We start from the raw sequence: 25,989 nt of genomic DNA, 5'->3' as shown, positions 1-25,989 counted from the left end.
ATTCTAGGAGGCCCCGGGCTTGGGCGATAAGCCAAGAAACGGGGGGAAAGCGGCGCTATTCCCGGATGCGTTCCAGGCGGCGCGTTCCAACCCGGCCTGGAACGCGCCCTGGCCCGTGAAGACCCGCCGCGTCAGGCCCCGGCGGCGACCGCCAGGCCGCCGGCCTCGCCCTCGCCCGCGACCGCCTGGAAGCGGGTGAAATCCAGGCCGATCCTTACCGCGCCCCAATGCTCCGACCCCAGATAGAGCGGAATGGATATGTCGTTGACGATTTCGCCCGTGTCGCGCGAGTAAGTCTGAAGCAGCATTCCGCCAGTGTTGGTCGCCAGGCGCAAACCCACCGGATCGTCAAAGATGCGCTTGTTCCGCACCCGCGCGATATCCTGTTTCGGATCCCCGGTCGGCGCCTGGGAAAAACGCAGATTGTGCGCCGGCGCGTAACCCCTGTTATCCACCAGAATCGTGTAGATCCCGCCCGGCACGCCATCCAGCACGCTGTCCAGCAACCGGGTCACGGATTCGTCGATCTGCCGGTCGTAGCTGGTGTGGTAGCGCGCCGGTTCGCTGCCCGGAATGCGCCGGTAATGCCGGTCGAACACATCGGCCCCGCGGCTCCTGGCGTCCTCCAGCAGGTTGGCCGCGGCGTCCCGGAAGGCTTCGACGGTTTCGGACAGGCCATCAAAAGCAGTATTGCCGGTGCGCATGTCGGCCAGGACCTCCTGCACACTCTCCGTCTGGCGGCGGATACGGTCGATTTCGCCGGACATGCTGCCGATACGCTCGAGCACGTTGGCGCTCAACGCCGCGATCCGCCCCACGTCCTCGCTCATGCCGTGATTGGTGGAGTCCACCTCGCCGATGGCCTGGACCACATCGCCGACCTGACGGTTCATGCTGTCGAAATCCCGCACGAAACGCTCGAAACCCGAGCATGTGCGGCCCAGCACCTCGCCTGAGGTGTCGACATCCTCGCGCAGCGTGCCGGTCTGACGCTCGGTCGTTTCCACCAGCTCCAGCATCTCGGTCGTATGCCGGCCGATATCGCTGGTGGCCGAGTTCACGCGCTCGGCCAGGCGCCCGACCTCGCTGGCGACGACGGCGAAGCCACGCCCCGCATCTCCCGCCCTGGCCGCCTCGACCCCGGCGTTCAAGGCCAGCAGCTGGGTCTGCAAGGCGATCTCCTTGATCAGCTTGCTGATGTCGCCAACCGAATGGGCGCGGCCAGTCAACTGCCCGACCACCTCGGTGAAGGCAGCCATCTCGCGCGTCATGCGCTCCACCCGCGCCTTGACGTCGGACAGCTCGGCCAACGCCTGCTGCGCCGCCTGCAGATTCTGCGCCGACACCTCGGCGATCTCGCGCGCATGGGTGGAAGTTGATGCCGACAGCGCGGCGATTTGCGCGCCGCTGGCCGCGAGCGCGTCGGCGGCGCGCGCCTGCTCCTGCGCCAGGAGCGAGCAATGGCCCGCCTGGAACTGCGTGCGCGCGGCATTCAGCGCGATTTCTATGCTGGATTGGCGGACGGTCATGATGCGGCCGCGTAGGCGCGCCATGAAGCCGTACAGCGGCCAAACGGCCGGACTAAAGGATAAAGTGCGCTCCGACAGCGTCGCGTCGCCGCGATTGAGCCGCCGCAACAAATTCCACATGCCTCCCAGACGGAATACGGATCTGGCCACGATCAACCTCCTTGTGCCGGCCCGGATCGCCTTCTATGGGCATCCGTTGCCTGGCGCGCACTGCGCGCCATGATTCACGCTGCACGGCCCCTATTTATTATTCTGGAGGGGAGTCTATCCATGAGGCGCTGTTTACGCCCCTAGGGAATACGTTCATGCGCCGCCGGCACCATCAGGAAGGGAGGCCGCCGGAGGGCATGTCCGGCGGCGCGATTCCTGGCTAGAAGCCCAGGCTCGCCAGCAGGTCGTCGACCTGGTCCTGGCTGGTCACTACGTCGGTCTTGCCTTGCGGGCTGATCTGCGGACCGTTGAGCAGGCTGTTGGCCTCGTCGCGGCGTTCTTGCGGGACGTTGTCCAGCAGCACCTGCAGCAGTTCGCGTTCGATCGCGCCCACCACGTCCATCATGCGCATGATGACCTGGCCCGTAAGGTCCTGGAAATCCTGCGCCATGATGATTTCCATCAGCTGGGACTGCGTCTGCTGCGCCTGCTTCGGCACGTCTTGCAAGTATGCGCGGGTGTCCTTCACCAGTTCGCGCGCCTCAGGCAGCTCCAGCGGCTGGTCGTACCATTGCTGCCAGCGCGCATCTAGCGCCTGCGCCGAGCGCGACAGACCGTCCTGGATGGGGCCGGCCTGCTCGGTGGCGTTCAGCACGCGATTGGCGGCCTGCTCCGTCATCTGCGCCACGTAGCGCAGACGGTCGCGAGCATCGGGTATGGCGTTGGCAGCGTCCTTGATGGCCTGATCCAGGCCCAGTTCGCGCATGCTGTCGCGCAGCATGCGCGTCAGGGACGCAATGCGGTGGATCAGATCGGGGGATTCGCCCGGGTTCTCATGTTCGGTCGTACTCATGGCTCACCTCAACCGGCGATTTTCTCGAAGATCTTGTTGAGCTTCTCTTCCAGCGTCGCCGCCGTGAAAGGCTTGACCACATAGCCGTTGGCGCCGGCCTGGGCCGCGGCAACAATGTTCTCCTTCTTGGCCTCGGCCGTCACCATCAGCACCGGCAGCGAGGCCAGCGCCGCGTCGGCGCGGATCTGCTTGAGCATCTCCAGACCATCGAGGTTGGGCATGTTCCAGTCCGACACCACGAACTGGAAGCCGCCGTTGCGCAGCTTTTCCAGGCCGATGGCGCCGTCTTCGGCCTCATCCACGTTCTCGAAACCCAGCTCTTTGAGCAGGTTGCGGATGATCCGCCGCATGGTGGGGAAGTCATCCACCACCAGAATCTTCAGGCCCTTGTCTACCATCTTCTACTCCAGAAAAAATTTGCCTTGGACCGATCGGGGAGCTTTGCGCGTCAGACGCGGTGCCCACGGTCGCCCAGGCGAGTCAGAATGCGTTCGCTTATCGCCGACAACGAAACCACTTCATCCGCAGCGCCCAAGGCGATCGCCTCGCGCGGCATGCCGAAGACGACGCAGCTGGCTTCGTCCTGCGCAATTGTGTGCGCGCCCGCGCGGTGCATGGCCAGCATGCCGGCGGCGCCGTCCTTGCCCATGCCGGTCAAGATGACGCCGATGGCGTTCTTGCCCGCGGCGACCGCTGCCGAATTGAACAATACGTCCACCGACGGGCGGTGGCGATTGACGGGTTCGCTGGCTTCGAGTTCGATCACGTAGTTGGCGCCGCTGCGCCCCAGGCGCATGTGCATGTCGCCGCCCGGCGCCAAATACACGTGCCCCGGCAGCACCCGGTCGCCGTGCACGGCTTCGCGCACGGTCACCGCGCACAGCGCATCCAGGCGCTGCGCGAAGGAGCGCGTAAAGCCCGCCGGCATATGCTGGGTGATCAGGATTGCCGGGCTGTCCGGCGGCAGCGGCTGCAGGACCTCGCGGATCGCCTCGGTGCCGCCCGTGGAGGCGCCGACGATGACCAGCTTTTCCGAGCTGGACAGCGGCCGACGCAGCATGGGCGCCGGCGCGGCGGGTGCGGCATGCGCTGCGGGTGCCCTCAACTTGGCGCGCGAGGCCGCGCGTATCTTGTCGGCGATGATCTCGGTGTACTCGAGCAGGCCGTCGCGTATGCCCAGCTTGGGCTTGGTAACGAAGTCGATGGCGCCGAGTTCCAGGGCCCGCAGCGTGATTTCACCGCCGCGCTCGGTCAGCGACGACACCATCACGACCGGCATGGGCCGCAGGCGCATGAGCTTTTCGAGGAAATCCAGCCCGTCCATGCGGGGCATTTCCACGTCCAGCGTCAGCACGTCCGGGTTGTGGCGCTTGATGAGTTCACGCGCCACCAGAGGATCGGGCGCGGTCGCGACCACTTCCATGTCCGGCTGGCTGTTGATGATCTCGGTCATCAGCCCGCGCACCAGCGCCGAATCGTCCACGCACAAAACGCTAATTTTCTTCATTTTTTGCTGCCTCGTCCCGCTCAGGACCTGCCCGCGCATTCATAGACGGTCTGCCCGCGCAGACGAAAATCCCGGCTGATATAGGTGAAGTTTTCGGAATGGCCAGCGAACAGCAAGCCGCCGGGCTTGAGCAGCGGCACAAACCGCTCCAGGATCCTGGCCTGGGTGGGTTTATCGAAATAAATCATGACGTTGCGGCAGAAGATGACGTCGAACTGTTCGTTGATCTGCCACGCCGGTGCCAACAGATTCAGGGGCTCGTAGCGGACCATGTCGGCAATCTCGGGGCGCACCCGGACCAGCCCCTCGTTGCCGCCGCGCCCTTTCAGGAAAAAGCGCCTCAGGCGCTCAGCGTCCATCTTGTCCACGCGCTCGGCGGGATAGACCCCGGCGCGCGCGCGCGTGAGCACATTGGTGTCGATATCGGTGGCCAATACCGAACAGGCACTTGCCCGCGGACCCAGCGCCTCCACCAGCGTCATGGCGATGGAATACGGCTCTTCGCCGGTGGAGGCCGCACAGCACCACACCGACACCGGGCCGCCGCGCCGCTTGGCGAAGTCGGCCAGGATGGGAAAGTGATGCGATTCGCGGAAGAAGGCAGTCAGGTTGGTCGTCAGCGCATTGACGAAATCTTCCCATTCAGACGCGTTCGGCTCGTTTTCAAGCTGGTCCAGATAGCTGCCGAAATCCTGCATGCCCAGCGCGCGCAGGCGCCGCGCCAGTCGGCTGTAGACCATCTCGCGCTTGTGCGTGCCCAGCGAAATGCCCGCGTGCGCATGGATCATCTTGCGCACGCGCGAAAAGTCCGCGTCGCGAAAATCGAATTGGCGTTCCACCGAGATGGAAGGCGCCTGGTTTGCCGCTGCTGTCGCCACTGCAGTCCTCAGTGCCCAAGCGCAAGCGCATCAGGCGCCTGCAAGCGTGCATCGTCACCCGACGCGCGTGCCGATGACAGGCGCTGGGCCGGAACTTCGATGACTTCGCCCGCGTTGATCTTGAACACGGCCACTGCTTCGGCCAGGCGTTGCGCCTGCTCCTGCAGCGAACCCGCGGCTGCGGCCGCCTCTTCCACCAGCGCCGCGTTCTGCTGCGTCACCTCGTCCATCTGCGACACCGCGCGGTTCACCTGGTCGATGCCGCTGGATTGCTCTTCCGACGCCGCCGAGATCTCGCCCATGATGTCGGTCACCCGCTTCACCGAGGCCACGATCTCCTGCATCGTCGCGCCAGCGCGTTCCACCTGCTGCGAACCCGCACCGACCTTGGTCACCGAATCCTCGATCAGACCCTTGATCTCCTTGGCCGCCTGGGCGCTGCGCTGCGCCAGCGAACGGACTTCGCCCGCCACCACCGCAAAGCCCTTGCCCTGCTCGCCTGCGCGCGCCGCTTCCACCGCGGCGTTCAGCGCCAGGATGTTGGTCTGGAAGGCGATGCCGTCGATCACCGACACGATCTCGGAAATCTTGCGCGAGCTGGCAGAAATGCCTTGCATCGTGCTGACCACTTCCGACACCGCCGAACCGCCGCGCTCGGCCACGTCCGAGGCGCTGGCCGCCAGCTGATTGGCCTGACGCGCATTGTCGGCGTTCTGCTTCACGGTCGAGGCCAATTGTTCCATCGAGGCTGCGGTCTCTTCCAACGAGGCCGCCTGCTGCTCGGTGCGGCTGGACAGGTCCGTATTACCCGCGGCAATCTCGTGCGAACCCACGTTGATCTCATCCACGCCGCGACGCACCGACGCCACCGTGCGGGTCAGGCTTTCCTGCATGCGCTTCAAGGCGGCAAACAGCTGGCCGATCTCGTTGGTATTGCGTACGTCCACGCGGGCGGTAAGGTCACCGCCGGCGATGCGGTCGAAGTGATGCCCTGCTTCCTTCAGCGGCAACAGCACGCGGCGGCGCAGGAACACATACGTGGCGAACACCAGCAACGCGGCGACCACGCCGCCGGCGCCGACGGCCATCAGGACGAACTGGTAGCGCACCTGCGCCACCTCATGGGCATCCAGCATCTTGCTGGCGCGCCAGAAATCAAAGCCTTCGATTGCGCGTGCGTAGCGCCCTTCCAGGGCGTCCTGCACCGTCTGAACCTGCTTCTGGTAGGCGGGCATGTCCGCCTTTTCCAGGGAGGCCACCAATGGCGTCAGCCCTTGCCCGACTAACGCCTCATAGGCTTGGTCGATCTCTTTCAGGGCGTCGGCCGCTTCGGCGGGCCGAGCCAGGCTCTTGTAGTACTCGAACTCGGCCTGCCCCTTGTTCATGGAGGCCTTGGCGCGTTCCAGCAGGCCGGCAGCCTCGGACGACAAACCTTGGGTCAGCAAGGTAGGCTGACCCACGTTCTTCACGATGTCCGCATAGTTGGACGCGGCCGCGCGGCCAAGGCCGGCCATGGAATCCTTGTAGCTGGAGACGACGCGGCCGACCGCATCGTCCAGCTCCTGCGATTGCTTTATCTCCGCCAGGGTGCCGTTGCTGATGCGCAGAGACAGCACGCCCAGCGCGGCCCCGATCACCAACATGAATGAGAAGAACGCCAGCACCCACAACAGGCTGCTGCGTATCGTCATGTTCGCGAGAAACTTGCGCATCACAAGGACCACTCCTAGACTGAAATCGTTAAAGGAAAGCGCCACATTGGATTCAATATGGCGCTTCTACCTCCCAAGCAGGCCGTTCCGATCAGGACGCGACCTTCTCCACCAGCGCCATTTCGTCGCTGGTCATCATTTTTTCGATATCCACCAGAATCAGCATGCGTTCGTCCACCGTACCCAAGCCCGTCAGGTACTCGGTGGACAAGGTGGCGCCGAACTCCGGCGCCGGACGGATCTGACCCGAATTGAGCATCAGCACGTCCGACACACCGTCCACCACGATCCCGACGACGCGGCGGTCGAGGTTCAGGATGATGACCACGGTCTGCTCGTTGTATTCGACGCGGCCCAGGTTGAACTTGATGCGCAGGTCGACGATGGGCACGATGATGCCGCGCAGGTTGGTCACGCCCTTGATGAACGGGGGAACATTCGCGATGCGGGTGACCGTGTCGGCGTCGTAGCCGCGGATCTCCTGCACCTTCAGGATGTCGATGCCGTACTCTTCGTCGCCCAGCGTGAACACCAGGAATTCGCTGCCGACATCTTCATTGCGCGCGGATTGCGCTTGCGGTTTGGCTGCCATGAGGTTTAGTTCTCCATCAATTCAGAATGGCTTCGGGCTGCGACCAACGCTCGCGGTTGGCGCGCGCAAGCGCAAATACGTCGACAATCAGGGCCACGCTGCCATCGCCCAGGATGGTGGCGGCGGAAATGCCCGGCACCTTGCGGTAATTCGATTCGAGATTCTTCACCACCACCTGGTGCTGGCCGATCAGGTGATCCACCAGCAACGCGAAACGGCGGTCCTCGGCCTGCATGATGACCGCGATGGCCTGCGTGGGATCGGTCTGGGCCTCGCCGACCGAGAACACCCGGTGCATCTCGACCAGCGGCAGGTATTCGCCGCGCACGTGCATCACGCGCTCGTTGCCGGCCACCGAATAGATCTGGTCATTCGTGGGCTGCAGCGATTCGGTCACGTGATTCAGCGGCAGGATGAAGGTTTCCTCGCCGACGCGCACCGACATGCCGTCCAGGATGGCCAGCGTCAGCGGCAGCACGATGCGTGTCGTGGTGCCGTTGCCCGGCTCGCACGACAGCTGCACATGGCCGCCCATGTCCTGGATGTTCCGGCGCACCACGTCCATGCCCACGCCACGGCCGGAAATGTCCGTGACCTTTTCGGCCGTGGAAAAGCCCGGCGCGAAGATCAGCTGCCAGATTTCGTCGTCCGGCGAATTCTCGTTGACCGCCAGGCCCTGGGCCATCGCCTTCTTCAGGATCTTGTCGCGGTTCAGGCCGCCACCGTCGTCACTGACTTCAATGACGATATTGCCGCCGTTATGCTGGGCGGACAGCACCAGTTGCCCGACCGGGTCCTTGCCTGCGGCAACGCGCTTTTCGGGCGTCTCGATGCCATGGTCCAGGCTGTTGCGCACCAGGTGGGTCAGCGGATCGATGATGCGTTCGATCAGGCTCTTGTCCAGTTCGGTAGCACGGCCATGGGTCTGCAGTTCGATCTGCTTGCCCATCTTGCTGGCGATGTCTCGCACCAGGCGCGGGAAACGGCTGAATACGTAGTCCATCGGCATCATCCGGATGGACATGACAGCTTCCTGCAGGTCGCGCGCGTTGCGCTCCAGTTGTTCCATGCCATTGAGCAGGCGGTCGTGCAGCACTGGATCCAGCGTGGACGCCGTCTGCGCCAGCATGGCTTGCGTAATGACCAGTTCGCCCACCAGGTTGATGACCTGGTCGACCTTTTCGACGCCGACGCGGATCGAGGTGGATTCCTTGTCCGCATGGGCCGGCGCCGCCGCGGCGGGCCGCGCCACGCGGGCGGACTGCGTGATGGCCTCGGCGGCCGCTGCCGACTCGGCTACGGCGGGGGCCACGGGAGCGGCAGGAGCCGGCGCCGCAGCGGGAGCTGCGGCAGCCTGGGTCGCGCCCGCCGGAGCGGCTTCGCGGCTGATTTCCAGCTGGTCGCCGTCAACAATGAAGCAGCAGACGGCCTCGATATCGTCCGGCGTGCAGGTGCTGTCCATCCACACGGTCAGGGCGCCGTCGGCGCGTTCACTGGCCTTGACGCTGCCCAGGTTGCCCATTTCCTCGAGCAGGGAAGCAGCGTCCTTGTCCGAAACCTTGGTGATTCGCACACGCAGAGGCAGGCTGCCGGCTTCCGCAGCCGGCGCTTGCGCTGCCGGCTGGGGGGCTGGCGCCGGAGCGGCGGCCACCGGTGCGGGGGCCGGAGCCGGAGCTGCCGCCGCTGCGGGGACCGCGGCCGGTGCAGAGGCCGCAGCGGGATCCTTATGCTCCAGCGCAAGCTGCCTCAGTACAGCGCAGATACGCTCAAACACGGCTTCATCGGGCTCTTCGGAGGCCCGATAGGCATCCAGTTGGCTTTTGAGCACGTCTTTCGTTTCCAAGAAAATATCGATCATGTCCGTGCGCAGCGCCATTTCGCCGCGACGGATCGCGTCCAGAAGGTTTTCCAGCAAATGGGTCGTGCCCGCCAGCTGCGTAAAACAGCCGAACGTCGCCGCCCCGCCCTTGATCGAGTGGGCCGCGCGGAAAATCGCGTTGAGCTGCTCGATGTCGGGCGCGCCCACATCGAGCTCGAGCAGCAGCTGCTCCATCTGCGCAAGCAGCTCGTCAGCCTCGTCGAAAAAGGTCTCGTAAAACTGACTGAGGTCCAAACCAGAACTCATGACCCGTACGCCTTCAAAAATGAACCTGCTTACGCGCCGGCCTGCTCGTCGAGCAGTTCAGACGCCAATTCCACCAGCACATCCGGGTCGACCGGCTTGGAAAGCCAGCCACAGACCCCCAGATCCCGGGCGGCCATCTTGCTGTCCACATCGTCCTCGGTGGTCAATACCAGCACCGGCACATCCAGGTACTGGTCTTCCTGGCGCAAACCCTGAATCAACTCCAGGCCGCCCATGACCGGCATGTTCCAGTCGCTGACCACCAGGTCGACCGGGTGGCGCTTGGCCATTTCCAGGGCCTCCTGGCCGTTGCCGGCCGTCAAGACCTGCCATCCCGCGCCCGTCAACGTCGCCTGGACGATCATCCGCATCGTCGCCGAATCGTCCGCCACAAGAATCGTTGCCGCCATTGCTATCGAACCCCTTCCGCGGGCGGGTTGCTCTCCGCCTCGCCTGGTTTGGTTGCCGTCGTGGCCTGGGCCGCGGCTTGCGCCGCCTCCACTGCCGTTCCCACCTCGCGGGCATCCTTGGCGCTGACGTCCGCGGCTGCGGCGTTCTCGTTTTCGATGCGCCGCTGGGTGCTCTGGTTGAGCACCACTAGGCTGATACGTCTATTAACGGCCGCATACGGGTCATCTTTAACCAGGCTCATGCTGGACGACAGCCCCTGGATGCGCAGGACCTTGCTTTCGTTCATGCCGCCGGCCACCAATTCCTGGCGCGACGCATTGGCGCGGTCGGCCGACAGCTCCCAGTTGCTGTAGGCCCGCTCCCCGCGCGCATACTGAGATGCGTCGGTGTGGCCGGAAATGCTGACCTTGTTGGGCAATTCGTTCAGGACCGGACCCAGTTCTCGCAGGATGTCGCGCATATAGGGCTGCACATCCGCGCGGCCAGTGGCGAACATCGGACGGTTCTGGTTGTCGATGATCTGGATGCGCAGGCCTTCGGTCGTCAAGTCGATCAGCAGCTGCGGCCTGAAGCTCTTCAGGACCGGGCTGGTCTCGATGACGTTCTCGAGCCGCTTTTTCAGGTTTTCCAGGCGATGCTGCTCGCGGCGCTCGGCGTCGCCCATGGGCTGGGCCTCGACACGGTTGCCCTGCGCGCGGCGCACATCGCCTTCGCTGCGCAGGGGGTCGCTACCGCCGCCCGGCACCGCGCTGGTCTCGGCCGAGCTACTGGGGCCGCCCGCGATGGCGACGCGCAGCGGCATGCGGAAGTACTCGGCGATGCCCTTGAGCTCTTCGCGCGGCACAATGCTGATCAGCCACATCACCAGGAAGAACGCCATCATCGCCGTGATGAAATCGGCGTAGGCGATCTTCCAGCTACCGCCGTGGTGCCCGCCGCCATGCCCGCCCTTCTTGCGGCGGATCACCACGCGGTGATTGTTTACCGTGCTCATGGCCCGCTCCGTCAGGCCTTGCCGGTGGCGGTGGACTTGGCTTGCCGGACGTGTTCTTCCAGTTCACCGAAGGTCGGGCGCACGGCCGAGAACAGCACCTTGCGGCCGAATTCCACCGCCAGTTGCGGCGGATAGCCGTTCATGCTGGCCAGCAGCGTGGTCTTGATGCATTCCAGCACCTTGGTCGCTTCGTCGCTGCGGCGGTCGATGCGCGAGGCCAGCGGGCCCACGAAGCCGTAAGCCAGCAGAATACCCAGGAAGGTGCCCACCATGGCCTTGGAGATCAGGTCGCCCAGAATCGCCGGAGGCTGGTCCACGGCGGCCAGCGCCTTGATCACGCCCAGCACTGCCGCCACGATGCCGAAGGCCGGCAGGCCGTCGGCCATCTGTTGTAAGGCGCGCACGGGGACTTCGCGCTCGTGGCGGTAGGTCTCGATTTCCTCGTCCATGAGCGTCTCGATTTCGAAGGAGCTCATGTTGCCGCTGATCATGATGCGCAGGTAGTCCGTGATGAACTCCATGAGCTTGGCGTCTTTGGCGATGCGGGGATATTCGCTGAAGATCGGACTGGATTCCGGGTCTTCGATATGCGATTCGATGGCCATGAGCCCCTCGCGGCGCGCCTTGTTCAGCAGTACGTACAGAAGCGCCATCAGCTCCATGTAGACGTCCTTGCCATAGCGCGAGCTTTTCAGCGAGTCGGGTAGCGCGGCCTTGACCAGCATCAGCGACTTTTTGCTGTTGCTGGCGAGGAAAGCCCCGAAAGCCGCCCCGAAGATCAGCGTGAGTTCAAACGGCTGGTACAGCGCGCCCAAATGGCCGCCCAGCGCTATGAAGCTGCCGACGACCGACACGGCCACCACGAGAAAACCGATAACAATCAACACATCAGGCCCCTGCCAACGAAGTCTAAAACCGGCGTCAATGATCCCCTGTTCCCCTCGACCCAAAAAGGCGGGTTACGGGGGGTTTTCCAGGGCTTTTGATGTATTTGGATGCCGCCGGTCAGAGCCGGGCGGTATTCGCAACAGGCGCGGGGCGGGTGCCGGCGCGCGCCTTGGCCGCGGCGCGCGTCTTGCCAGCGCGGGGGGGCGGCCGGCAGATCGCGCACACGAAATCCGACTGGGGATCGTGGGCGTGGGCAATGAAATGCCCACCGCATTGGCGGCAGGCGGACATTTGCAGCATGCCGCTATCGAAAAAGCGCACCAGCATCCAGGCGCGCGTGAAGCTCAGGACGGGCTCTGCGCCTTCAGCGGCATCCGTGCCGGCGTTTTCGAGATAGAGACGATAGGCGTCGATGGTGGCGCGTATGCCCTTGCTGCTGGTGCGCGCATTCAGGAACGAATACACGTTGTAGAAGAGCGAGGAATGGATGTTCGGCAGCCAGGTCATGAACCAGTCAACCGAAAAGGGCAGCATGCCCTTGGGTGGCGAGCAGCCGCGGATTTCGCGGTACAGGCGCGCCAGGCGGTCATGGCTGAGGCTGGTTTCAGCCTCCAGCACCTGCAGCCGGGCTCCCAAAGTGATCATGGAGCTGGCAAGCAGAATGTCATCCGCTTCCTGCGAAACGCTCTTGGTGGCCATTACACGTGTTTCCGGAGGGAATGATCAGGCCGTCAGGCCAATTCTTCGACAGGCTGCTTGGCCAGCAGGATGGTTGCATGCGCTTGCTGCAGCGCACCACCCAGAACGTCATGGGTCAGGGCGGAGAGCAGGCTGTAGTCATCGAAGCGGAAGCGGCACAGCAGCGAGCTGGAGCTTGCGAGCTTGACCAACTGCGCCGGCGAAAGGCGCATGAGGATGTCAGCAACCTCGTTGCTGAATCCCAGGCGGAACATCGACGCCGCGTAGTCGTCGCGCAGCATGCGCTGCGCCAGTAACAAATAAGACAGATTCACTTCGCGAATGTCTGTCAGCAATGAATTTTCGACTTGTTGCACGCCCAACTCCCTATTCCCTATCCCGCCGATGGGGGCTCATGTAAGCAAAAGCACCGGAATCCCGTTGCCTTCACGTCCGATACACCTTGCATTGATGCGAAATGTATCATTTGTTCGCAATTTAAGTAAAATTTACCACAGCTGATGTCATTTTCTATGACTTATATGACAAAACTTTGTTGATGTTGCGCAACTTACCTTTTCCGATACACCTTGACATATAAGTTTCGGACAAATTTACGTCAATTTGCCAAATAAGCATTCAAAACATTGCGTACTTTGAGGAATGAAACGGTGTTGTTTGCCGACAATGGCACCTTGCAGATCATTAAATCCACCTAGCTTTAGCTCAGCCGCGCGTTTGTCGACAATGTCGCAAATTGACAACAGCTTACGCGCCACGATGGACCCGCCCGACATTCCCGCAATGCCTCACGCAGATGACAGCCTGGTCGAATATGCCCCGCTAGTGCGGAAGCTGGCCCTGCAATTGCTCGCCCGGCTACCCGCCAGCGTAGAACTCGACGACCTGATACAAGCCGGCATGATTGGCCTGCTCGACGCCGTGCGCCGTTATCAGGAAACGGCCGACGCCCAGTTCGAGACCTATGCCACCACCCGCATCCGCGGCGCGATGCTGGACGAACTGCGCGGCCAAGACTGGCTGCCCCGTAGCGTCCGCGCCAAGGCGCGCAAGATCGAACAGGCCATCCAGCAGCTCGAACAGCGTTTGATGCGCGCGCCAAGCGAAGCCGAAATCGCGCAACAACTCGACATGCCGCTGGGCGACTACCAATCGCTGCTGCACGACGCCCAGGGCGTTCAGATCGTGCACTACGAGGACTTCGCCACCGAACCCGACTCGGCCAGCGGCCAATCCGACTGGGCTGCCACCCTGAACCACGGCGCGGCGGGCGGCAATCCGCTGGATTCGCTCCTGGCAGGCGACTTCCGGCAGGCGCTGGTCCACGCCATCGACTCCCTCCCCGAGCGTGAAAAACTGCTGTTGTCGCTTTGCTACGAACAGGGGCTGAACCTGAAGGAAATTGGCGCGATCCTCAATGTGACCGAGGCGCGGGTATGCCAGTTGCGGTCGCAGGCGACCGCGCGAATTCGGGTGAAGCTGAAGGAACAGGCTTGGCAGGAATTGCCCCAGGATGGGCAGATCGCCCAGGTGATCTAGGATCTGAATCAGCACCCCGCAGGAACGAGCCCAGGAGGGCAAAGGCTGTCGGCAACACGGACGCGTATCGCGTCCGTTTTCATTGCTGCCGTCTGGTCACCAGCGCTACCGGCACATTCGCTCCGGGCTTCTTTCCTGTAAGAGGTTGCCACGGCGCCCATCTCTACACAGAGACAACACGGCTTGTGTAGCGCCTGCCCGATACAGTGCGTCACGGCACCGGACACGCCCTCCTCCGGTGAATCCAAGAAAAATGTCGACTTTCGCGAAATAGCGCTAAAGATTGATTTTGGACTGCCGTAATCCTGGCAACGGAGAGATTCCTAGACACAAAGTCGACGAACTTTCCCGTTAACACCAGTGGGCGGCGTCGCTGCCCGGTTTGAAGAAGCCTTTCTCTCTTGGGAGCACCAACATGGCTGCCGTTATCAATACCAACTACCTCTCGATGGTTGCTCAAAACAACCTGAACAAGTCGCAATCGGCACTGGGCAGCGCCATCGAGCGCCTGTCCTCCGGCCTGCGCATCAACAGCGCCAAGGACGACGCCGCTGGCCAAGCCATCGCCAACCGCTTCACCGCGAACATCAAGGGCCTGACCCAAGCCGCCCGCAACGCCAACGACGGCATCTCGATCGCTCAAACGACCGAAGGCGCGCTGAACGAAATCAACAACAACCTGCAGCGCGTGCGTCAGCTGTCGGTCCAAGCCACCAGCGGCACGAACTCGCCGACCGACCTGGACTCGATCCAAGCTGAAATCAAGCAGCGCCTGGACGAAATCGACCGCGTGTCGGCCCAAACCCAGTTCAACGGCGTGAACGTCCTGGCCAAGGACAACAAGCTGACGATCCAAGTTGGCGCCAACGACGGCGAAACCATCACGATCGACCTGAAGGAAGTCACCGCCAAGACCCTGGGTCTGGACGGCTTCAACGTCTCCGGCCCGCGTGGCACTCAGGCCGCTCTGACCGGTACGGAATACAAGGCCGCTTACGGCTCGACCACCGCCGTCACCAGCAACACCGTTGCCGAAGCTGCCACCGGCACTCTGGCCGGCCGTCTGGGCGTCGCCGCCTCGAGCGTTTCCATTGGTACGGAAGCTCAAGCCGACGACAATGGCAACTGGTTCGTCAAGGTCGACATCACGGCCGCTGACGCTACCGAATCCGGCAACCTGAAGGCCAAGGGCTTCGACGTCGCTTCGGGCGCTAACGGCAGCTACTACATCGCCGTGAACCCGAAGGATGCCGACACCACGACGGCCAACACCACCGCAGCGTTCACGCTGAAGACCGACTCGATCCCGCTGACCAGCCTGAACAAGGGCGCAACGGCCAACCCGCTGGCCGGTCTGGACAAGGCTCTGCAGAACATCGACTCGCAGCGCAGCTCGCTGGGTGCGATTCAAAACCGCTTCGAATCGACCGTTGCCAACCTGAACAACACGATCAACAACCTGTCCGCCGCTCGTTCGCGCATCGAAGATGCCGACTACGCCACGGAAGTGTCGAACATGACCAAGGCTCAGATCCTGCAACAGGCTGGCACCTCGGTTCTGGCCCAGGCCAACCAAGTGCCGCAAACGGTTCTGTCGCTGCTGCGTTAATTCCAGCAGACAGTCCGCGGGGCAGCAGGGGAAGGCAAGTTGCTTCCCTTGTCCGCGCCGAAGCAGTACCAAAAACCAGCCTCCGGGCTGGTTTTTTTATGGCGGACTGCCCTCTTCCCTCGTGACGCAGAGACAAAAAAATGGGCGGAATCCAATTCCGCCCATTCTCGTTTCTTGCTTCATTCAGCGCCGCATCGCGTAGAGCTGGGTCTATCTCATCATTCAGGCAACAACCGTTTCTGCAGATCGCACCAGCGCCGCCACGGCGGCCGGATTGTCATTGATGAGATCGTGGCCGCCTTTCACCCGCTCGATCCGGCAACCCAGGCCGCGCAGTTGCGCCAGATCCGCCTCGTCCAGGCAGCACGGCACGGGCGGCATCTTGCGTTGCGGCAGCATCGGCACATCGCCGCTCACCACCAGCACCGGCACGGCGATGCCATCCAACAAATGCCAGTACTCGCGTTCCACGGCAGCCGTGGGCGTCACGCCATAAATCTCCAGCGCGAAGCTGCGCAGATAGCGGTCATCGGGCCGAGAGGCGATCGCGCCGCGCAGGAATGCATGGTTATGCCAGAGTTTTGCTGCGCTGAATGGCGTGTCCAATAGCACGACGGAAGTGCACCGCGACGAGCGGCGCGCAATGGCCAATGCGACGCTGCCACCAAAAGAGGCGCCCAGCACGCCGAATCCTCCGGGAACCGCGGCAAGCAGCGCAGGCAATAGTTCGTCGGCAAAGCCGTCCACGGACATATCCGCCGGCGCCGTGCTGCCGCCGCAACCCGGCAGGTCGACAAACAGCAGGTTCATGTCCGAAAGATGCTTTTCAATGCCTTGCACGGTCGCGATATTGCCCAGCGAACCGTGCAACACCACCCAGGTCGGACGACCTTCGCGCCAGTCGGATGAGCGGCGGGCGCGCAACAACCCTGACCTGCCTTGCAGCATTTCAAAAGGCGCCGTGACATCCTTGCGCAATCCCGCAAGCCAGGCATCGTGGCCCTGCGCCAACGCGTCGAGCGCTTCGGGCGTGCCGCGCATGATGTCGCGCGCATGGCGCTCGATGAGGTCCTTGGGCCAATCCCACCAGCGCAGCGCCATCAGGCGGTCCGCGACCTCCTGGTCAAACCGGCGGCGACGGAACTGCGCGGGATTGCCTGCCCAGATTTCATATGCGCCGACATCTCGCGTCACTATCGAGCCCGCGCCGATGACCGCGCCCGTGCCTATCGTCACGCCCGCCATGATCTTGCTGCCGGCGCCGATCCAGACGTCATGGCCTATCGATACCCCGCCCTTCGTGGTGGAGTAATCGGTGATCTGGCGGGTGGTGGAAAACAAGGTGCCGAAATGCGGGGCCGAAAACGGATAGATCGTATAGGTATCCTGGCGATGATATGCACCCAGGATGATTTCAACCTCGTGCCCGATCGTGCAGAAATTGCCGATGGACAAGCGCGCGGGCTCGTGTGGCTGATTGTGCGGAAACACCGACGGCGTGCCGTAGCTATAGTCTCCGATGCTGTAGAGCTCCGGGTCGGAGAGGCGCAGCGCGGTAAAGGCCAGGCCCTGCACGCCGTGCTCCAGCGTCATCTTCAGATGACGCGCCCCCTGATGTCCGGGACGGGCGCCGAGGATCTGCCCATTGATGTGGGCCGCTTCCGCGCGCTTGCCTTCCCGCCAATGGCGCACGGCCAATTCGAACGCTTCGTTCAAACCTATTTTTTGTCCGCCGGCGGCACCTTGGCCGCCCTTTGTCGACGATGTCATTGCCAAACTCCTAAACTCTTACTTCCCAGCGGATTCGCGATAGCGCATCACCGCTGCGGGACTGCCGCCGATCACCGCATACTCAGGCCATTCGCCACGCAAGACCGTGCCGGCCGCCACGACACAGCCGCGCCGCAGGATGCAGCCATCCAGCAATACGCAGTTGGCGCCGATCCAGCAATCGTCCTCGATGACTATGCCGCCCTTGCTGGGCATGAAACGCTGCTCGATGATCGTCTGGTCGCGGCTGCGGTATTCGTGGTTGGTGGGCGCCAGGGTCGTATTGGCGGCAATCAGCGTGCCGCGGCCGATACGGATGCCATTGCCCGAATAGATCACCACACCCGAATTCAGATAGACCTGGTCGTCGATATGCACGTCGCCGTCGCCGCCCGCGAATTTGATCTTCACGAAGCTGTCTATTGTGACGTGATCGCCGATCACCACGGCATTGCCGCGCACCGAGCGTTCGATATCGGCCAATGGGGAGATTTTTGCCAGCGTTGAAATCCGGTTCATGCCTTGCACTCCGTCAGATGCGCCAGCGTCCGGGTCAGAAAGGCGGCCATCGCGGCGCGTTCGTCGCCTTCGCGCGGAACCAATGTCCGGGAACGATAGCGATACGCAGGTGCCTGTATCTCCTGGGCTTCTCCCGTCTGCACCACCACGGACCTGCCCAGGCAGGCGCTGGCCTGAGCCGCGGCCAGCTCCGCAAGGTCGCGGATACGCCAGTCCTCGCCCGCCAAGTGCGTCAGGCCCGATCCCGGCCCTTGCAGGCGCTCGGCCACGACCTCGGCGACATGCGCGGCATCCAGATAATTACGTACGGCCCGTCCCTGGCCGTGCAGGACGATCCGGCCGTCCCGCGCCGCCTGCCGGCAAAAATCAAACGGCGCCAGCGTCCAGCGGTCGAAGCCGTCCCAGGAGGCAGGCGCGCCGTACAGATTGGCGGGCCGCAGGATATCGACCGAAGCGTTCATGCTGCCAGCCGCCATTTCGAATAGCTGTTCAGCCTGTAGATGCGTCAAACCGTAATCGTTGGCCGGTGTGGGTGGAGCGGACTCGTCCAAGTCGCCCTCCGGCCGGCCGTATACGTGAAACGTCGAGATGTATGCCAGACGGCGGATGCCTGCCCGTTCGCAGGCCTGCAACAAGGCGCGGGTGCCGGCAACATTGACCACGTAGGCGGCCTGCGGGTCTGCCCGGCAAGCCACCTCATGCATCGCGGCAGCGTGCACGCAAGCGTCGATGCCGGCGGGCAGGTCCAGGCCCGCTACGCCACGCGGATCGGCCAGATCCAGCCGCAGGTCATTGGCGCTGGCCCGGCCGGCCGTGATCACCGACATGCCCAGAGCGCGCAGGCGCGCGGCAATGACCCCGCCCGCATAGCCGCTTGCGCCCGTGACCAGTACGCACAGGCTCATGCCGATTCACCGTGGATAAAAGGCGACTCGAAGTCCTGGAACTGCGGCAGCGCGGCGTCGCGGGGCGACATGATGGGCACGCCCACATCGGCGGCGCCCGCCCACCAATCGATGCCCGCGCTGTCCGCGTGTACGCCCGCGTCACGCTCGGGATCATGGACAGTAGTCGTGTAGTACAGCAGCGCGGTGCCATCGCTGTGCGCGGCAAAGCCATGGGCCACGCCGCGAGGCACGTATAGGGCCTGCGGCACCGTGCCATCCAGCATCAGCGACAGCGATTGCCCGTAAGTCGGAGAGCCCCGGCGCAAGTCCAGCAGGCCGTCGCGCGCGCGCCCCGTCAGGCAGGAAACCAGTTTGGCGTGGTCGGACGGCGGCAGCTGAAAATGCAGGCCGCGCAGCACCCCGCGGTGCGAAACCGAGACGTAGGATTCGACGAATCCGGTCTCCAGCCCCAGCGCCGCCAGCGACGGCGCATGCAGCAGTTTGCGGAACTCGCCGCGCGCGTCCGGGAAGCATGGCAGGGTCAGCAGATAGCAGCCCGGGATCGCCAGGGCTTCGACTCGCATGTCAGAAACCCTGGCCGAAGAACAGTTCGATCCGGCTTGCCGCGTATTCCAGCATCTCGCGTGTGAGCGCGGGCTGAACGCCAATCCAGAAGGTGTTCTGCATGATGATTTCGGTGTTGGTGAGATCTCCCGATACGCGGTAGTTCTGGCCGACCATGGAAGGTTGACGCGTCAGGTTGCCGGCGAACAGCAGGCGCGTTCCGACCTTGTCCTGATCCAGGTAGGTCAGGAGGTCGACGCGGCGCGCATCGGCCTCGGGCCGCAAGGTAATCGGGAAACCGAACCACGACGGGTCCGATCCGGGGGTCGCTTCAGGCAGGATCAGGAATTCCTCGCACGACGCGAGCCGTTCCTTAAGGAAACGGAAGTTCTCCTTGCGCCGGGCCACGAACTCCTCCACCCGATCCAGTTGCGCCAGGCCGCAGGCGGCCTGCATGTCCGTGATCTTCAGGTTGTAGCCGATGTGCGAGTAGGTGTACTTGTGGTCGTAGCCTTCGGGCAGGCTGCCAAGCTTCTGGCAGAAGCGGCGGCCGCAGGTATTGTCCTTGCCCGGCGCACAGTAGCAGTCACGCCCCCAGTCGCGGAACGACTCGGCGATCAGCTTCAGATGCGGATCGTTGGTGAAGACTGCCCCTCCCTCACCCATCGTGATGTGATGCGCGGGATAGAAGCTGAGCGTGCCGATATCGCCGAACGTGCCGACCATGCGGCCGTTATAGGTCGAACCCAGGGCGTCGCAACAGTCCTCGATCAGCCACAGGCCATACTTCTTGCACAAGGCCGTGACCGCGTCCAAGTTGTACGGATTGCCCAGCGTATGGGCGAGCATGATGGCCTTGGTGCGCGGCGTGATCGCGGCCTCCAGGCGGCTAGCGTCCACGTTGTACGTGCCCAGCTCGACATCGACGAATACCGGAACCGCGCCAAATTGCAGGATGGGGTTCACAGTCGTGGGGAAGCCCGCCGCCACGCCTATTACCTCGTCGCCGCGGCGGATCGCGCGTTCGCCCAGCTTGGGCGAGGTCAGCGTCGAAAATGCCACCAGGTTGGCGGACGAACCGGAATTGACCGTGATCAGGTGTTTAACACCGAGGTACTGTGCCAGGCGCTGTTCAAATGCTTCGTTGAAGCGCCCGGTCGTCAGCCAGCCGTCCAGGGAGGCGTCGACCATCGCCTTGAGCTCGGCTGCGCCGATCAGCTTTCCGGACGGCGGCACCGCTGTCTTGCCCGGCTCATAGGGCGTGCGCTCTCGTTCCTGGGCCTCGTGATACTGATCGACCAACTGAGCGATCTGCGCACGGATTTCATTAGGGTTCATTGCTTATCTCTAAAACCGTTGTGTTCTTGAAGCGGCGGCCAGCCAGTTCAGACCGGCCCAAACGCCGCAATTTGGGCGTCGCACAGGACACGGGCGTTGGCCCCTTCCTGGTACGCGCGATACCAGCGCATCGTCTCGGCCACGCTCGCGGCCAGCGACCAGCGCGCCTGCACGCCCAGCACCGTCCGGGAACGCGCCGTATCCAGTGCCAGCAGGCCCGCTTCATGCGGACCGTTGCTGGACTGGCCATACGTCACGCCGCCTCGGCCATAGGCCTCGCGCGCCAGCTCGACCACTTCGCGCACTGTTGCCGTGTCTTGCGACGGCGGGCCGAAGTTGTACGGACCGGCCAGTTCCGACCGCGTCCACAGAGCCTCTGCCAGGCGCATGTAGCCCGCCAGCGGCTCCAGCACGTGCTGCCAGGGCCGCACCGAATCCGGACTGCGTATTTCCAACACCCCGCCGCCTTGCCAGGCGCGCACGGCATCGGGCAGCAGCCGGTCTTCGGACCAGTCCCCTCCCCCGATCACATTGCCCGCCCGCGCCGTGGCCAGCGCCACGCCCTGCTGGCGCAGGAAGGCGTCGCGGTAGCACGCGGCCACCAGCTCGGCCGCCGCCTTGCTGGCGCTGTAGGGATCATGTCCCCCCAAAGCATCCGTCTCGCGGTAGGGATACGGCCATTCTTCGTTGCGATAGACCTTGTCGGTGGTAATACACAGCGCCACGCGAACTTCCGACAGTCCGCGCAACGCGTCCAGCAGGTTCGCCGTGCCCATGACGTTGGTGTCGAAGGTCTGCAAGGGCTCGCGGTAGCTAGCCCGCACCAGCGGCTGCGCCGCCAGGTGCAGCACGATCTCGGGCCGGGCTTGGCGCACAATGGCAGCCAAGGCCTGGGCGTCCCGGATATCGCAGAAATGGCTCTGGACCACGCCGCCGATCGCTGCCGATTCGAACAGGCTGGGCCGGTCCGCGGCGGGCGGCAACGCCACGCCTACGACCTCCGCCCCGAGCTTGTGCAGCCAAAGGGCGAGCCAGCCGCCCTTGAAGCCGGTGTGTCCGGTGAGCAGGACGCGTTTGCCGTGCCAGAAGGCGCCGGACGCTACGTTCACCACATTCTCCACGGGGCCTTGCCCGCCTCCCACAGGGACTCGAGCATGCGTTTTTCGCGCAGCGTGTCCATCGGCTGCCAGAAGCCCGCGTGCTTGAATGCCATCAGGTCGCCGCCCTTGGCCAGCGATTCCAGGGGTTCCATTTCCCAGGAGATATGGTCGGCCTCGATCAGGGGCAGAACCTTGGGCGACAGCACGAAGAAGCCGCCGTTGATCAAACCGCCATCGCCGCGCGGCTTTTCCGTGAACCCGGCGACCAGGTCATCTTCCATCTTCAGCGCGCCATAACGGCCAGGCGGCTGGACCGCCGTCACCGTCGCCAGCTTGCCATGCTTGTGATGGAAGGCGATCAGCGCAGATATGTCCACATCCGCCACGCCGTCGCCATAGGTGAAGCAGAACGCCTCCTCTTCCTTGACGTAGCTGGCGACGCGTTTCAGGCGGCCGCCGGTCATGGTGTCGTCGCCGGTATCCACCAGCGTCACGCGCCACGGCTCCGCATGGCGTTGATGCACTTCCATCTGATTCTTGGCCATGTCGAACGTCACGTCCGACATGTGCAGGAAGTAATTGGCGAAGTATTCCTTGATGACGTAACCCTTGTAGCCGCAGCAAATGATGAAATCATTCACGCCGTGGGCGGAGTACATCTTCATGATGTGCCACAGTATCGGGCGACCGCCGATCTCGACCATCGGCTTGGGCTTGACGTGGGTTTCTTCGGAAATGCGGGTACCCAGCCCCCCCGCGAGAATGACGGCCTTCATACGGATCCTTCACACCACTTTTTGAACATGTCGCGATAGGCTTGCTCGACCTTGCGGGCGAAGCCGGTTTCATCCATCAAGGCGCTGGCCTGCATTTCCTGGCGCAAGCCGGCGCGTATGCGCGCCAGCTCGGGGATGTCGCTGGCCATTGCCACCACTTTTTCCACGTACTCGGCTTCCGTCTGCGCGATCCATTCGCGCCGCCCCAGGCCCGACAGCGTCGAAGCCCCGATCCGGCCGACGCCCAGGGGGCCGGCCAAGGTCACGTACGGCAGGCCCATGTAGAGGCTCTCGAACAGGGTCGTGCCCGAATTGTGCGGAAAGCAGTCCAGCGTGATGTCCGCGCCGCGCAGCACGTCCCAGGGCGGCGAATGGAACCCGATTTCCAGCCGGTCCGGGTCGATACCGTGCCGGCCGAAGGCCTGAAGCAGGTCGCTACGCATCCGCTCGGAGAAATAGCTGTTGCTGTCGACCACCAGGCACGAACCCGGCACCCGGCGCAAGATCTCCGCCCAGGCGCGCACGACCCGGTAGTTGAAGCGGATCGCTCGGGACAGCGTGACAAAGCGGACGTGGCCATTGCTCAACGCCGGCAGATCGGAAACCTCGCCCATGCCCACCTTCGGCCGGTACGCGAAGTTCGTCTTGTCCAGGCGCCACGGCTTTTCGACGAACAGATGGTCGGTTCCAGGTGGCGCCATCTCGTCATCCATCAGGATGTAGTCGATGGCGGACAGGCCGGTCGTGCAGCCGAAACCCAGCCAGGTCACCTGCACGGGCGCCGGCCTGCGCGCGAAAGTGGCCAAGCGGTTATGCGAAGTGTGGCCGGCCAGGTCCACCAGCACATCGATCTGGTCATCGCGTATGCGCTGCGCCAGCGCGTCATGCGACAGGCCATTGGTCCTCAACCAGTGATCGGCATAGTCCTTGAACTGTGCGGTGCCTTCGTCTTCCTGGTCCAGTTGGGCATACGCGTAAACTTCGAACGCCGACTTGTCGTGCTGGGCCATCAAAGGCGCCAGGAACAGGCGCACCGGGTGGTTGCGGAAATCCGGCGAGACATAGCCGATGCGCAATTTCCGGTCCGGATTCCGCATATTCCCATGGGGTTTCCAAAATGCCCGGTGCGGCGCGCATAGACGCTCGTCGTACGAACGGTAGATTTCGAAAATCTCTTCCGGGGTTCGATCCGGAAAATAGTTCATACCGAAAAAGTATGCGTTCTGCACGGTCGGGCTGTCGGGCTGGGCGGCCAGCACGCGCAGATACTGCTCTTCCGCGCCAGCGAAATCCCCCATGTCCGCCAGGGCCACACCCAGGTTTCCGCACGCTTCGATACTGTCCGGATTGAGCTCAAGGATGCGTCGGAACGTGGCAACGGCCTCATGGAACCGGGCGGCGCTGCGATAGCAATTCGCCAGTACGTTCAGGGCCTGGGGATGATCCGGGACCAGCTCCAGCGCGCGGCGGCAGGCGGCGTCCAGTTCCACCGGACGTCGCAATGCGCGCAGGGACATGGCCATTGCGACATAGCAATCCGCATCTTCGCCTCCTGCCCGCAGCGCGCCCAGGAAGGCGCCCAGCGATTCGTCCGCCTTGCCGGTTTCGCGCAACACCGTACCGAGCACTTCCCAGGCCGAGCCGTAATCCGGCGCGCGCTTGACCAGGTCGCGGGCCCGCGCCTCGAAATCGCCATCGCGCCTGGCGTTCAACTGCGTCGCCAAATCGTGCGCTTCCTTGAGCACCGACTTGCTGACCGCCTGGGCGCGGCCCGCCGTCGGCAGGCCGCCTGCCCGGCGCTGTTCAAAATTGCGCCGCGCCAGCGCGTCGATATAGAGACTCCAATATGGCCCCCGACCATCGGATTCGCGCAGCGCGTCTTCCAGATACGCGCACCAACTCTGCGCATCCGACACGATCAGGCCGAAATGCTTCAAATGGTCCAACAGGCCGTCGACGGCGGCCTTGAAGACGCCGGGCTCATCCTGCTGCGTCGGCGCCAGGAAGTCGCCGGCCGAACTGAACATCATGGGCATGGCTTCAATCTGCACCTGCTCGCGCAAGTCCTGCGCCGCAGCGCCGTCCGCCAGGCGCCTCAATGCCGGGATGTCGTTCGAGGCGAACGGCGCGGCCACCGTTTCATGCCACAAGTTGAACAGCGGCGCACTGCCGTCAACCGCCGCCAGCACGCCAGGGACGAGCCGCAAGGCGCCAGCCTGGTCGTAGGGCGTCTTGTCCACGCTGTAGCGACCGATGCCATTGTCGAACAAGGATTGCAGCGCTCGGCCCACGGCCTCTTCGGCCGGCATCGCCGTCGCCAGCTTCTTTTCCGCCACGTGTTGAACCAGCGCAGCGCCGGATACGGAAGCCGGCCAGACATGTCCAAGCACGTCCGCAATGGCTTCCTGCACGCGGTCATCCGTGCTGAGCGTCTGCCTGGCGTGCGTAACGAAATGGGCTTGCTTTGGATCGCGCAAGCCGGCGGCAATGCGGCGGAAACTTCCTGCCCAGCGCAGCTTGGCCAGGCGCGTCATGTCAGGACGAGGTAGCACTTCCTGCCCACGTTCGTGGTGCGTCAGCAGTGCGCGGCGATAGGCCCTGCCGACCGAGAAGTCCAGGTATTGCTGGCGCAGCACGGGCGGCTTGCCGAACCCGAGCAGGCTCTGGGTCAGCGACACGTTGGTGCCGTAGTTCGGCGCCATTTCGTGGCGCGGTTCGACATCGCCCACGCAGATCATGCCGAACTGCGCCGCCATGTCGGCGAATTCGGCGTAATAGTATGGCTGGCGTCCGAGCATGCTCAAACCCGCCGGCCCCTGTTCATCGAGCGCCTGGGCGAAACGGGTAGCGGCTTCGTGCAGGGCTCCTGCCAAGGGGTTGGCGGCGGAAACGCCGTCGGTAAACATGCCCAGCGCCGCGCGCGCCGCCGCCACCTGCTCTTCGGGGCTGCCTGCCGACTGCGCATGCATCAACACGGCTTCGCGCACGATCTCGGTTGCCTTGGCGCCGGGATAGGCGTCGAAACTGATGTGGCCGACGCCCTCGAACGCCAGGTTCAGGCGACAGATGCGCAGCAAGTCGCTGGCGCCATCCCGATCGAGCGTGCTGAAGACGTCGTGGGCGATGATGTAGTCAAACTCGCCGAATTCCTGGGTGATCTCGGCGAACGGCAGCGCATGCAGAGTCAGATTGTCCAGTCCGATAGACGCCGCAGCGCGGCGGCCGGCTTCGATTCGGCGCGCGTCGGGATCCACGCCGACCACCTGCGCCTGGGGGTAGGCAGCCGCAAAGGGCATGAGATTGCTGCCCGCGCCGCAACCGAGTTCCAGCACACGCGCCCGTTCCAGCGGCACGGTTTCCATTCCGTAGAGGAAAGCCGCAGCCCGCAGTTGGCCGGGCGAACATAGATAGCTGATGGCCGGATCGGTCACGGGAGGAGCCAAGTCTATGGCGAATGAGTCTTCAGGGACTCGGTCAGGCGCGTTCAATCCGTACTCCACGGGCAAGGTAATAGCGGGGGAGCATAGCAGCGGGTCTAAGGGCGGAAAT

General features: G+C 63.7%; 23 protein-coding genes. 2 read left to right on the top strand and 21 right to left on the bottom strand.

From position 1 onward, the window contains the following. Positions 1 to 131 precede the first annotated feature (131 nt). From AC3WOB_RS16740 to flhD, 13 genes are all read right to left on the bottom strand, one after another. Positions 132 to 1,679 carry a methyl-accepting chemotaxis protein gene (locus tag AC3WOB_RS16740; RefSeq protein WP_492275657.1) on the bottom strand — a complete coding sequence of 516 codons (1,548 nt, stop codon included), beginning with the start codon at positions 1,677 to 1,679 and terminating at the stop codon, positions 132 to 134. 220 nt (positions 1,680 to 1,899) lie between these two features. Beyond that, complete coding sequence (gene cheZ, locus AC3WOB_RS16735) at positions 1,900 to 2,532, bottom strand: protein phosphatase CheZ (protein WP_013393380.1); 633 nt, start codon at positions 2,530 to 2,532, stop codon at positions 1,900 to 1,902. Positions 2,533 to 2,540: 8 nt separating this feature from the next. Then, complete coding sequence (cheY, locus tag AC3WOB_RS16730; protein WP_013393379.1) at positions 2,541 to 2,930, bottom strand: chemotaxis response regulator CheY; 390 nt, start codon at positions 2,928 to 2,930, stop codon at positions 2,541 to 2,543. 50 nt (positions 2,931 to 2,980) lie between these two features. Next, complete coding sequence (locus AC3WOB_RS16725; RefSeq protein ID WP_013393378.1) at positions 2,981 to 4,039, bottom strand: protein-glutamate methylesterase/protein-glutamine glutaminase; 1,059 nt, start codon at positions 4,037 to 4,039, stop codon at positions 2,981 to 2,983. A gap of 20 nt (positions 4,040 to 4,059) precedes the next feature. Further along, positions 4,060 to 4,917 carry a CheR family methyltransferase gene (locus tag AC3WOB_RS16720; RefSeq protein WP_492275656.1) on the bottom strand — a complete coding sequence of 286 codons (858 nt, stop codon included), beginning with the start codon at positions 4,915 to 4,917 and terminating at the stop codon, positions 4,060 to 4,062. An 8-nt stretch (positions 4,918 to 4,925) separates the two neighbouring features. Further along, positions 4,926 to 6,629: a methyl-accepting chemotaxis protein gene (locus AC3WOB_RS16715; protein ID WP_013393376.1), complete on the bottom strand. Its 1,704-nt coding sequence runs from the start codon at positions 6,627 to 6,629 to the stop codon at positions 4,926 to 4,928. A gap of 91 nt (positions 6,630 to 6,720) precedes the next feature. After that, positions 6,721 to 7,221 carry a chemotaxis protein CheW gene (gene cheW / locus AC3WOB_RS16710; protein ID WP_013393375.1) on the bottom strand — a complete coding sequence of 167 codons (501 nt, stop codon included), beginning with the start codon at positions 7,219 to 7,221 and terminating at the stop codon, positions 6,721 to 6,723. A gap of 16 nt (positions 7,222 to 7,237) precedes the next feature. After that, positions 7,238 to 9,346 (bottom strand): chemotaxis protein CheA, encoded by a 2,109-nt coding sequence (gene cheA / locus AC3WOB_RS16705; RefSeq protein ID WP_492275655.1) that lies wholly within the window; start codon positions 9,344 to 9,346, stop codon positions 7,238 to 7,240. Positions 9,347 to 9,375: 29 nt separating this feature from the next. Next, entirely contained in the window at positions 9,376 to 9,756 is a 381-nt protein-coding gene (locus AC3WOB_RS16700; protein WP_013393373.1) for a response regulator, read from the bottom strand. 2 nt (positions 9,757 to 9,758) lie between these two features. Then, positions 9,759 to 10,751, bottom strand: coding sequence for a flagellar motor protein MotB (gene motB, locus AC3WOB_RS16695; RefSeq protein WP_013393372.1), 993 nt, complete (start codon positions 10,749 to 10,751; stop codon positions 9,759 to 9,761). Positions 10,752 to 10,762: 11 nt separating this feature from the next. After that, on the bottom strand, positions 10,763 to 11,638 hold the full coding sequence (gene motA, locus AC3WOB_RS16690) for a flagellar motor stator protein MotA (RefSeq protein WP_013393371.1): 876 nt from the start codon (positions 11,636 to 11,638) through the stop codon (positions 10,763 to 10,765). A 118-nt stretch (positions 11,639 to 11,756) separates the two neighbouring features. After that, positions 11,757 to 12,338 (bottom strand): flagellar transcriptional regulator FlhC, encoded by a 582-nt coding sequence (flhC, locus tag AC3WOB_RS16685; RefSeq protein ID WP_013393370.1) that lies wholly within the window; start codon positions 12,336 to 12,338, stop codon positions 11,757 to 11,759. Positions 12,339 to 12,370: 32 nt separating this feature from the next. After that, the gene (gene flhD, locus AC3WOB_RS16680) at positions 12,371 to 12,694 is read right to left on the bottom strand and encodes a flagellar transcriptional regulator FlhD (protein ID WP_013393369.1); all 324 of its coding nucleotides are present in this window, start codon (positions 12,692 to 12,694) and stop codon (positions 12,371 to 12,373) included. 427 nt (positions 12,695 to 13,121) lie between these two features. On the opposite strand from flhD, the gene AC3WOB_RS16675 reads away from it, so the two are divergent. Then, entirely contained in the window at positions 13,122 to 13,877 is a 756-nt protein-coding gene (locus tag AC3WOB_RS16675; protein WP_041655500.1) for an RNA polymerase sigma factor FliA, read from the top strand. 415 nt (positions 13,878 to 14,292) lie between these two features. Next, positions 14,293 to 15,486, top strand: a complete 1,194-nt coding sequence (locus AC3WOB_RS16670; RefSeq protein WP_492275654.1) for a FliC/FljB family flagellin — start codon at positions 14,293 to 14,295, stop codon at positions 15,484 to 15,486. Between the two features lie 222 nt (positions 15,487 to 15,708). On the opposite strand, the gene AC3WOB_RS16665 is transcribed toward AC3WOB_RS16670, so the two are convergent. From AC3WOB_RS16665 to AC3WOB_RS16630, 8 genes are read right to left on the bottom strand one after another with little or no spacing between them, the layout of a single operon-like run. Then, positions 15,709 to 17,256: an alpha/beta fold hydrolase gene (locus AC3WOB_RS16665; RefSeq protein WP_492275675.1), complete on the bottom strand. Its 1,548-nt coding sequence runs from the start codon at positions 17,254 to 17,256 to the stop codon at positions 15,709 to 15,711. Positions 17,257 to 17,274: 18 nt separating this feature from the next. Next, positions 17,275 to 17,775 (bottom strand): acyltransferase, encoded by a 501-nt coding sequence (locus AC3WOB_RS16660; protein ID WP_492275653.1) that lies wholly within the window; start codon positions 17,773 to 17,775, stop codon positions 17,275 to 17,277. Continuing rightward, complete coding sequence (locus AC3WOB_RS16655) at positions 17,772 to 18,680, bottom strand: NAD-dependent epimerase/dehydratase family protein (protein WP_492275652.1); 909 nt, start codon at positions 18,678 to 18,680, stop codon at positions 17,772 to 17,774. Before AC3WOB_RS16655 ends, AC3WOB_RS16660 begins: the two co-directional genes overlap by 4 nt. After that, on the bottom strand, positions 18,677 to 19,246 hold the full coding sequence (locus AC3WOB_RS16650; protein ID WP_492275651.1) for a dTDP-4-dehydrorhamnose 3,5-epimerase family protein: 570 nt from the start codon (positions 19,244 to 19,246) through the stop codon (positions 18,677 to 18,679). The genes AC3WOB_RS16655 and AC3WOB_RS16650 overlap by 4 nt, the downstream gene beginning before the upstream one ends. A 1-nt stretch (position 19,247) precedes the next feature. Then, on the bottom strand, positions 19,248 to 20,564 hold the full coding sequence (rfbH, locus tag AC3WOB_RS16645; protein WP_492275650.1) for a lipopolysaccharide biosynthesis protein RfbH: 1,317 nt from the start codon (positions 20,562 to 20,564) through the stop codon (positions 19,248 to 19,250). Positions 20,565 to 20,611: 47 nt separating this feature from the next. Then, on the bottom strand, positions 20,612 to 21,673 hold the full coding sequence (rfbG, locus tag AC3WOB_RS16640) for a CDP-glucose 4,6-dehydratase (RefSeq protein ID WP_492275649.1): 1,062 nt from the start codon (positions 21,671 to 21,673) through the stop codon (positions 20,612 to 20,614). Then, positions 21,670 to 22,440 (bottom strand): glucose-1-phosphate cytidylyltransferase, encoded by a 771-nt coding sequence (gene rfbF, locus AC3WOB_RS16635; RefSeq protein ID WP_492275648.1) that lies wholly within the window; start codon positions 22,438 to 22,440, stop codon positions 21,670 to 21,672. The genes rfbG and rfbF overlap by 4 nt, the downstream gene beginning before the upstream one ends. Next, positions 22,437 to 25,871 (bottom strand): O-linked N-acetylglucosamine transferase family protein, encoded by a 3,435-nt coding sequence (locus AC3WOB_RS16630; protein WP_492275647.1) that lies wholly within the window; start codon positions 25,869 to 25,871, stop codon positions 22,437 to 22,439. Before AC3WOB_RS16630 ends, rfbF begins: the two co-directional genes overlap by 4 nt. Positions 25,872 to 25,989 lie beyond the last annotated feature (118 nt).

The organism is Achromobacter sp. FW305-C-30-7, from assembly GCF_058783105.1.
This window is presented reverse-complemented; position numbering and strand designations above follow the sequence as displayed.

Excerpts from the sequence above, each read along its gene's own strand:
- cheZ (WP_013393380.1), bottom strand. The coding sequence starts at position 2,532 with ATGAGTACGACCGAACATGAGAACCCGGGCGAATCCCCCGATCTGATC.
- cheY (WP_013393379.1), bottom strand. The coding sequence starts at position 2,930 with ATGGTAGACAAGGGCCTGAAGATTCTGGTGGTGGATGACTTCCCCACC.
- AC3WOB_RS16725 (WP_013393378.1), bottom strand. The coding sequence starts at position 4,039 with ATGAAGAAAATTAGCGTTTTGTGCGTGGACGATTCGGCGCTGGTGCGC.
- AC3WOB_RS16715 (WP_013393376.1), bottom strand. The coding sequence starts at position 6,629 with ATGCGCAAGTTTCTCGCGAACATGACGATACGCAGCAGCCTGTTGTGG.
- cheW (WP_013393375.1), bottom strand. The coding sequence starts at position 7,221 with ATGGCAGCCAAACCGCAAGCGCAATCCGCGCGCAATGAAGATGTCGGC.
- cheA (WP_492275655.1), bottom strand. The coding sequence starts at position 9,346 with ATGAGTTCTGGTTTGGACCTCAGTCAGTTTTACGAGACCTTTTTCGAC.
- AC3WOB_RS16700 (WP_013393373.1), bottom strand. The coding sequence starts at position 9,756 with ATGGCGGCAACGATTCTTGTGGCGGACGATTCGGCGACGATGCGGATG.
- motB (WP_013393372.1), bottom strand. The coding sequence starts at position 10,751 with ATGAGCACGGTAAACAATCACCGCGTGGTGATCCGCCGCAAGAAGGGC.
- flhC (WP_013393370.1), bottom strand. The coding sequence starts at position 12,338 with ATGGCCACCAAGAGCGTTTCGCAGGAAGCGGATGACATTCTGCTTGCC.
- AC3WOB_RS16675 (WP_041655500.1), top strand. The coding sequence starts at position 13,122 with ATGCCTCACGCAGATGACAGCCTGGTCGAATATGCCCCGCTAGTGCGG.
- AC3WOB_RS16670 (WP_492275654.1), top strand. The coding sequence starts at position 14,293 with ATGGCTGCCGTTATCAATACCAACTACCTCTCGATGGTTGCTCAAAAC.
- AC3WOB_RS16665 (WP_492275675.1), bottom strand. The coding sequence starts at position 17,256 with ATGACATCGTCGACAAAGGGCGGCCAAGGTGCCGCCGGCGGACAAAAA.
- AC3WOB_RS16660 (WP_492275653.1), bottom strand. The coding sequence starts at position 17,775 with ATGAACCGGATTTCAACGCTGGCAAAAATCTCCCCATTGGCCGATATC.
- AC3WOB_RS16655 (WP_492275652.1), bottom strand. The coding sequence starts at position 18,680 with ATGAGCCTGTGCGTACTGGTCACGGGCGCAAGCGGCTATGCGGGCGGG.
- AC3WOB_RS16650 (WP_492275651.1), bottom strand. The coding sequence starts at position 19,246 with ATGCGAGTCGAAGCCCTGGCGATCCCGGGCTGCTATCTGCTGACCCTG.
- rfbH (WP_492275650.1), bottom strand. The coding sequence starts at position 20,564 with ATGAACCCTAATGAAATCCGTGCGCAGATCGCTCAGTTGGTCGATCAG.
- rfbF (WP_492275648.1), bottom strand. The coding sequence starts at position 22,440 with ATGAAGGCCGTCATTCTCGCGGGGGGGCTGGGTACCCGCATTTCCGAA.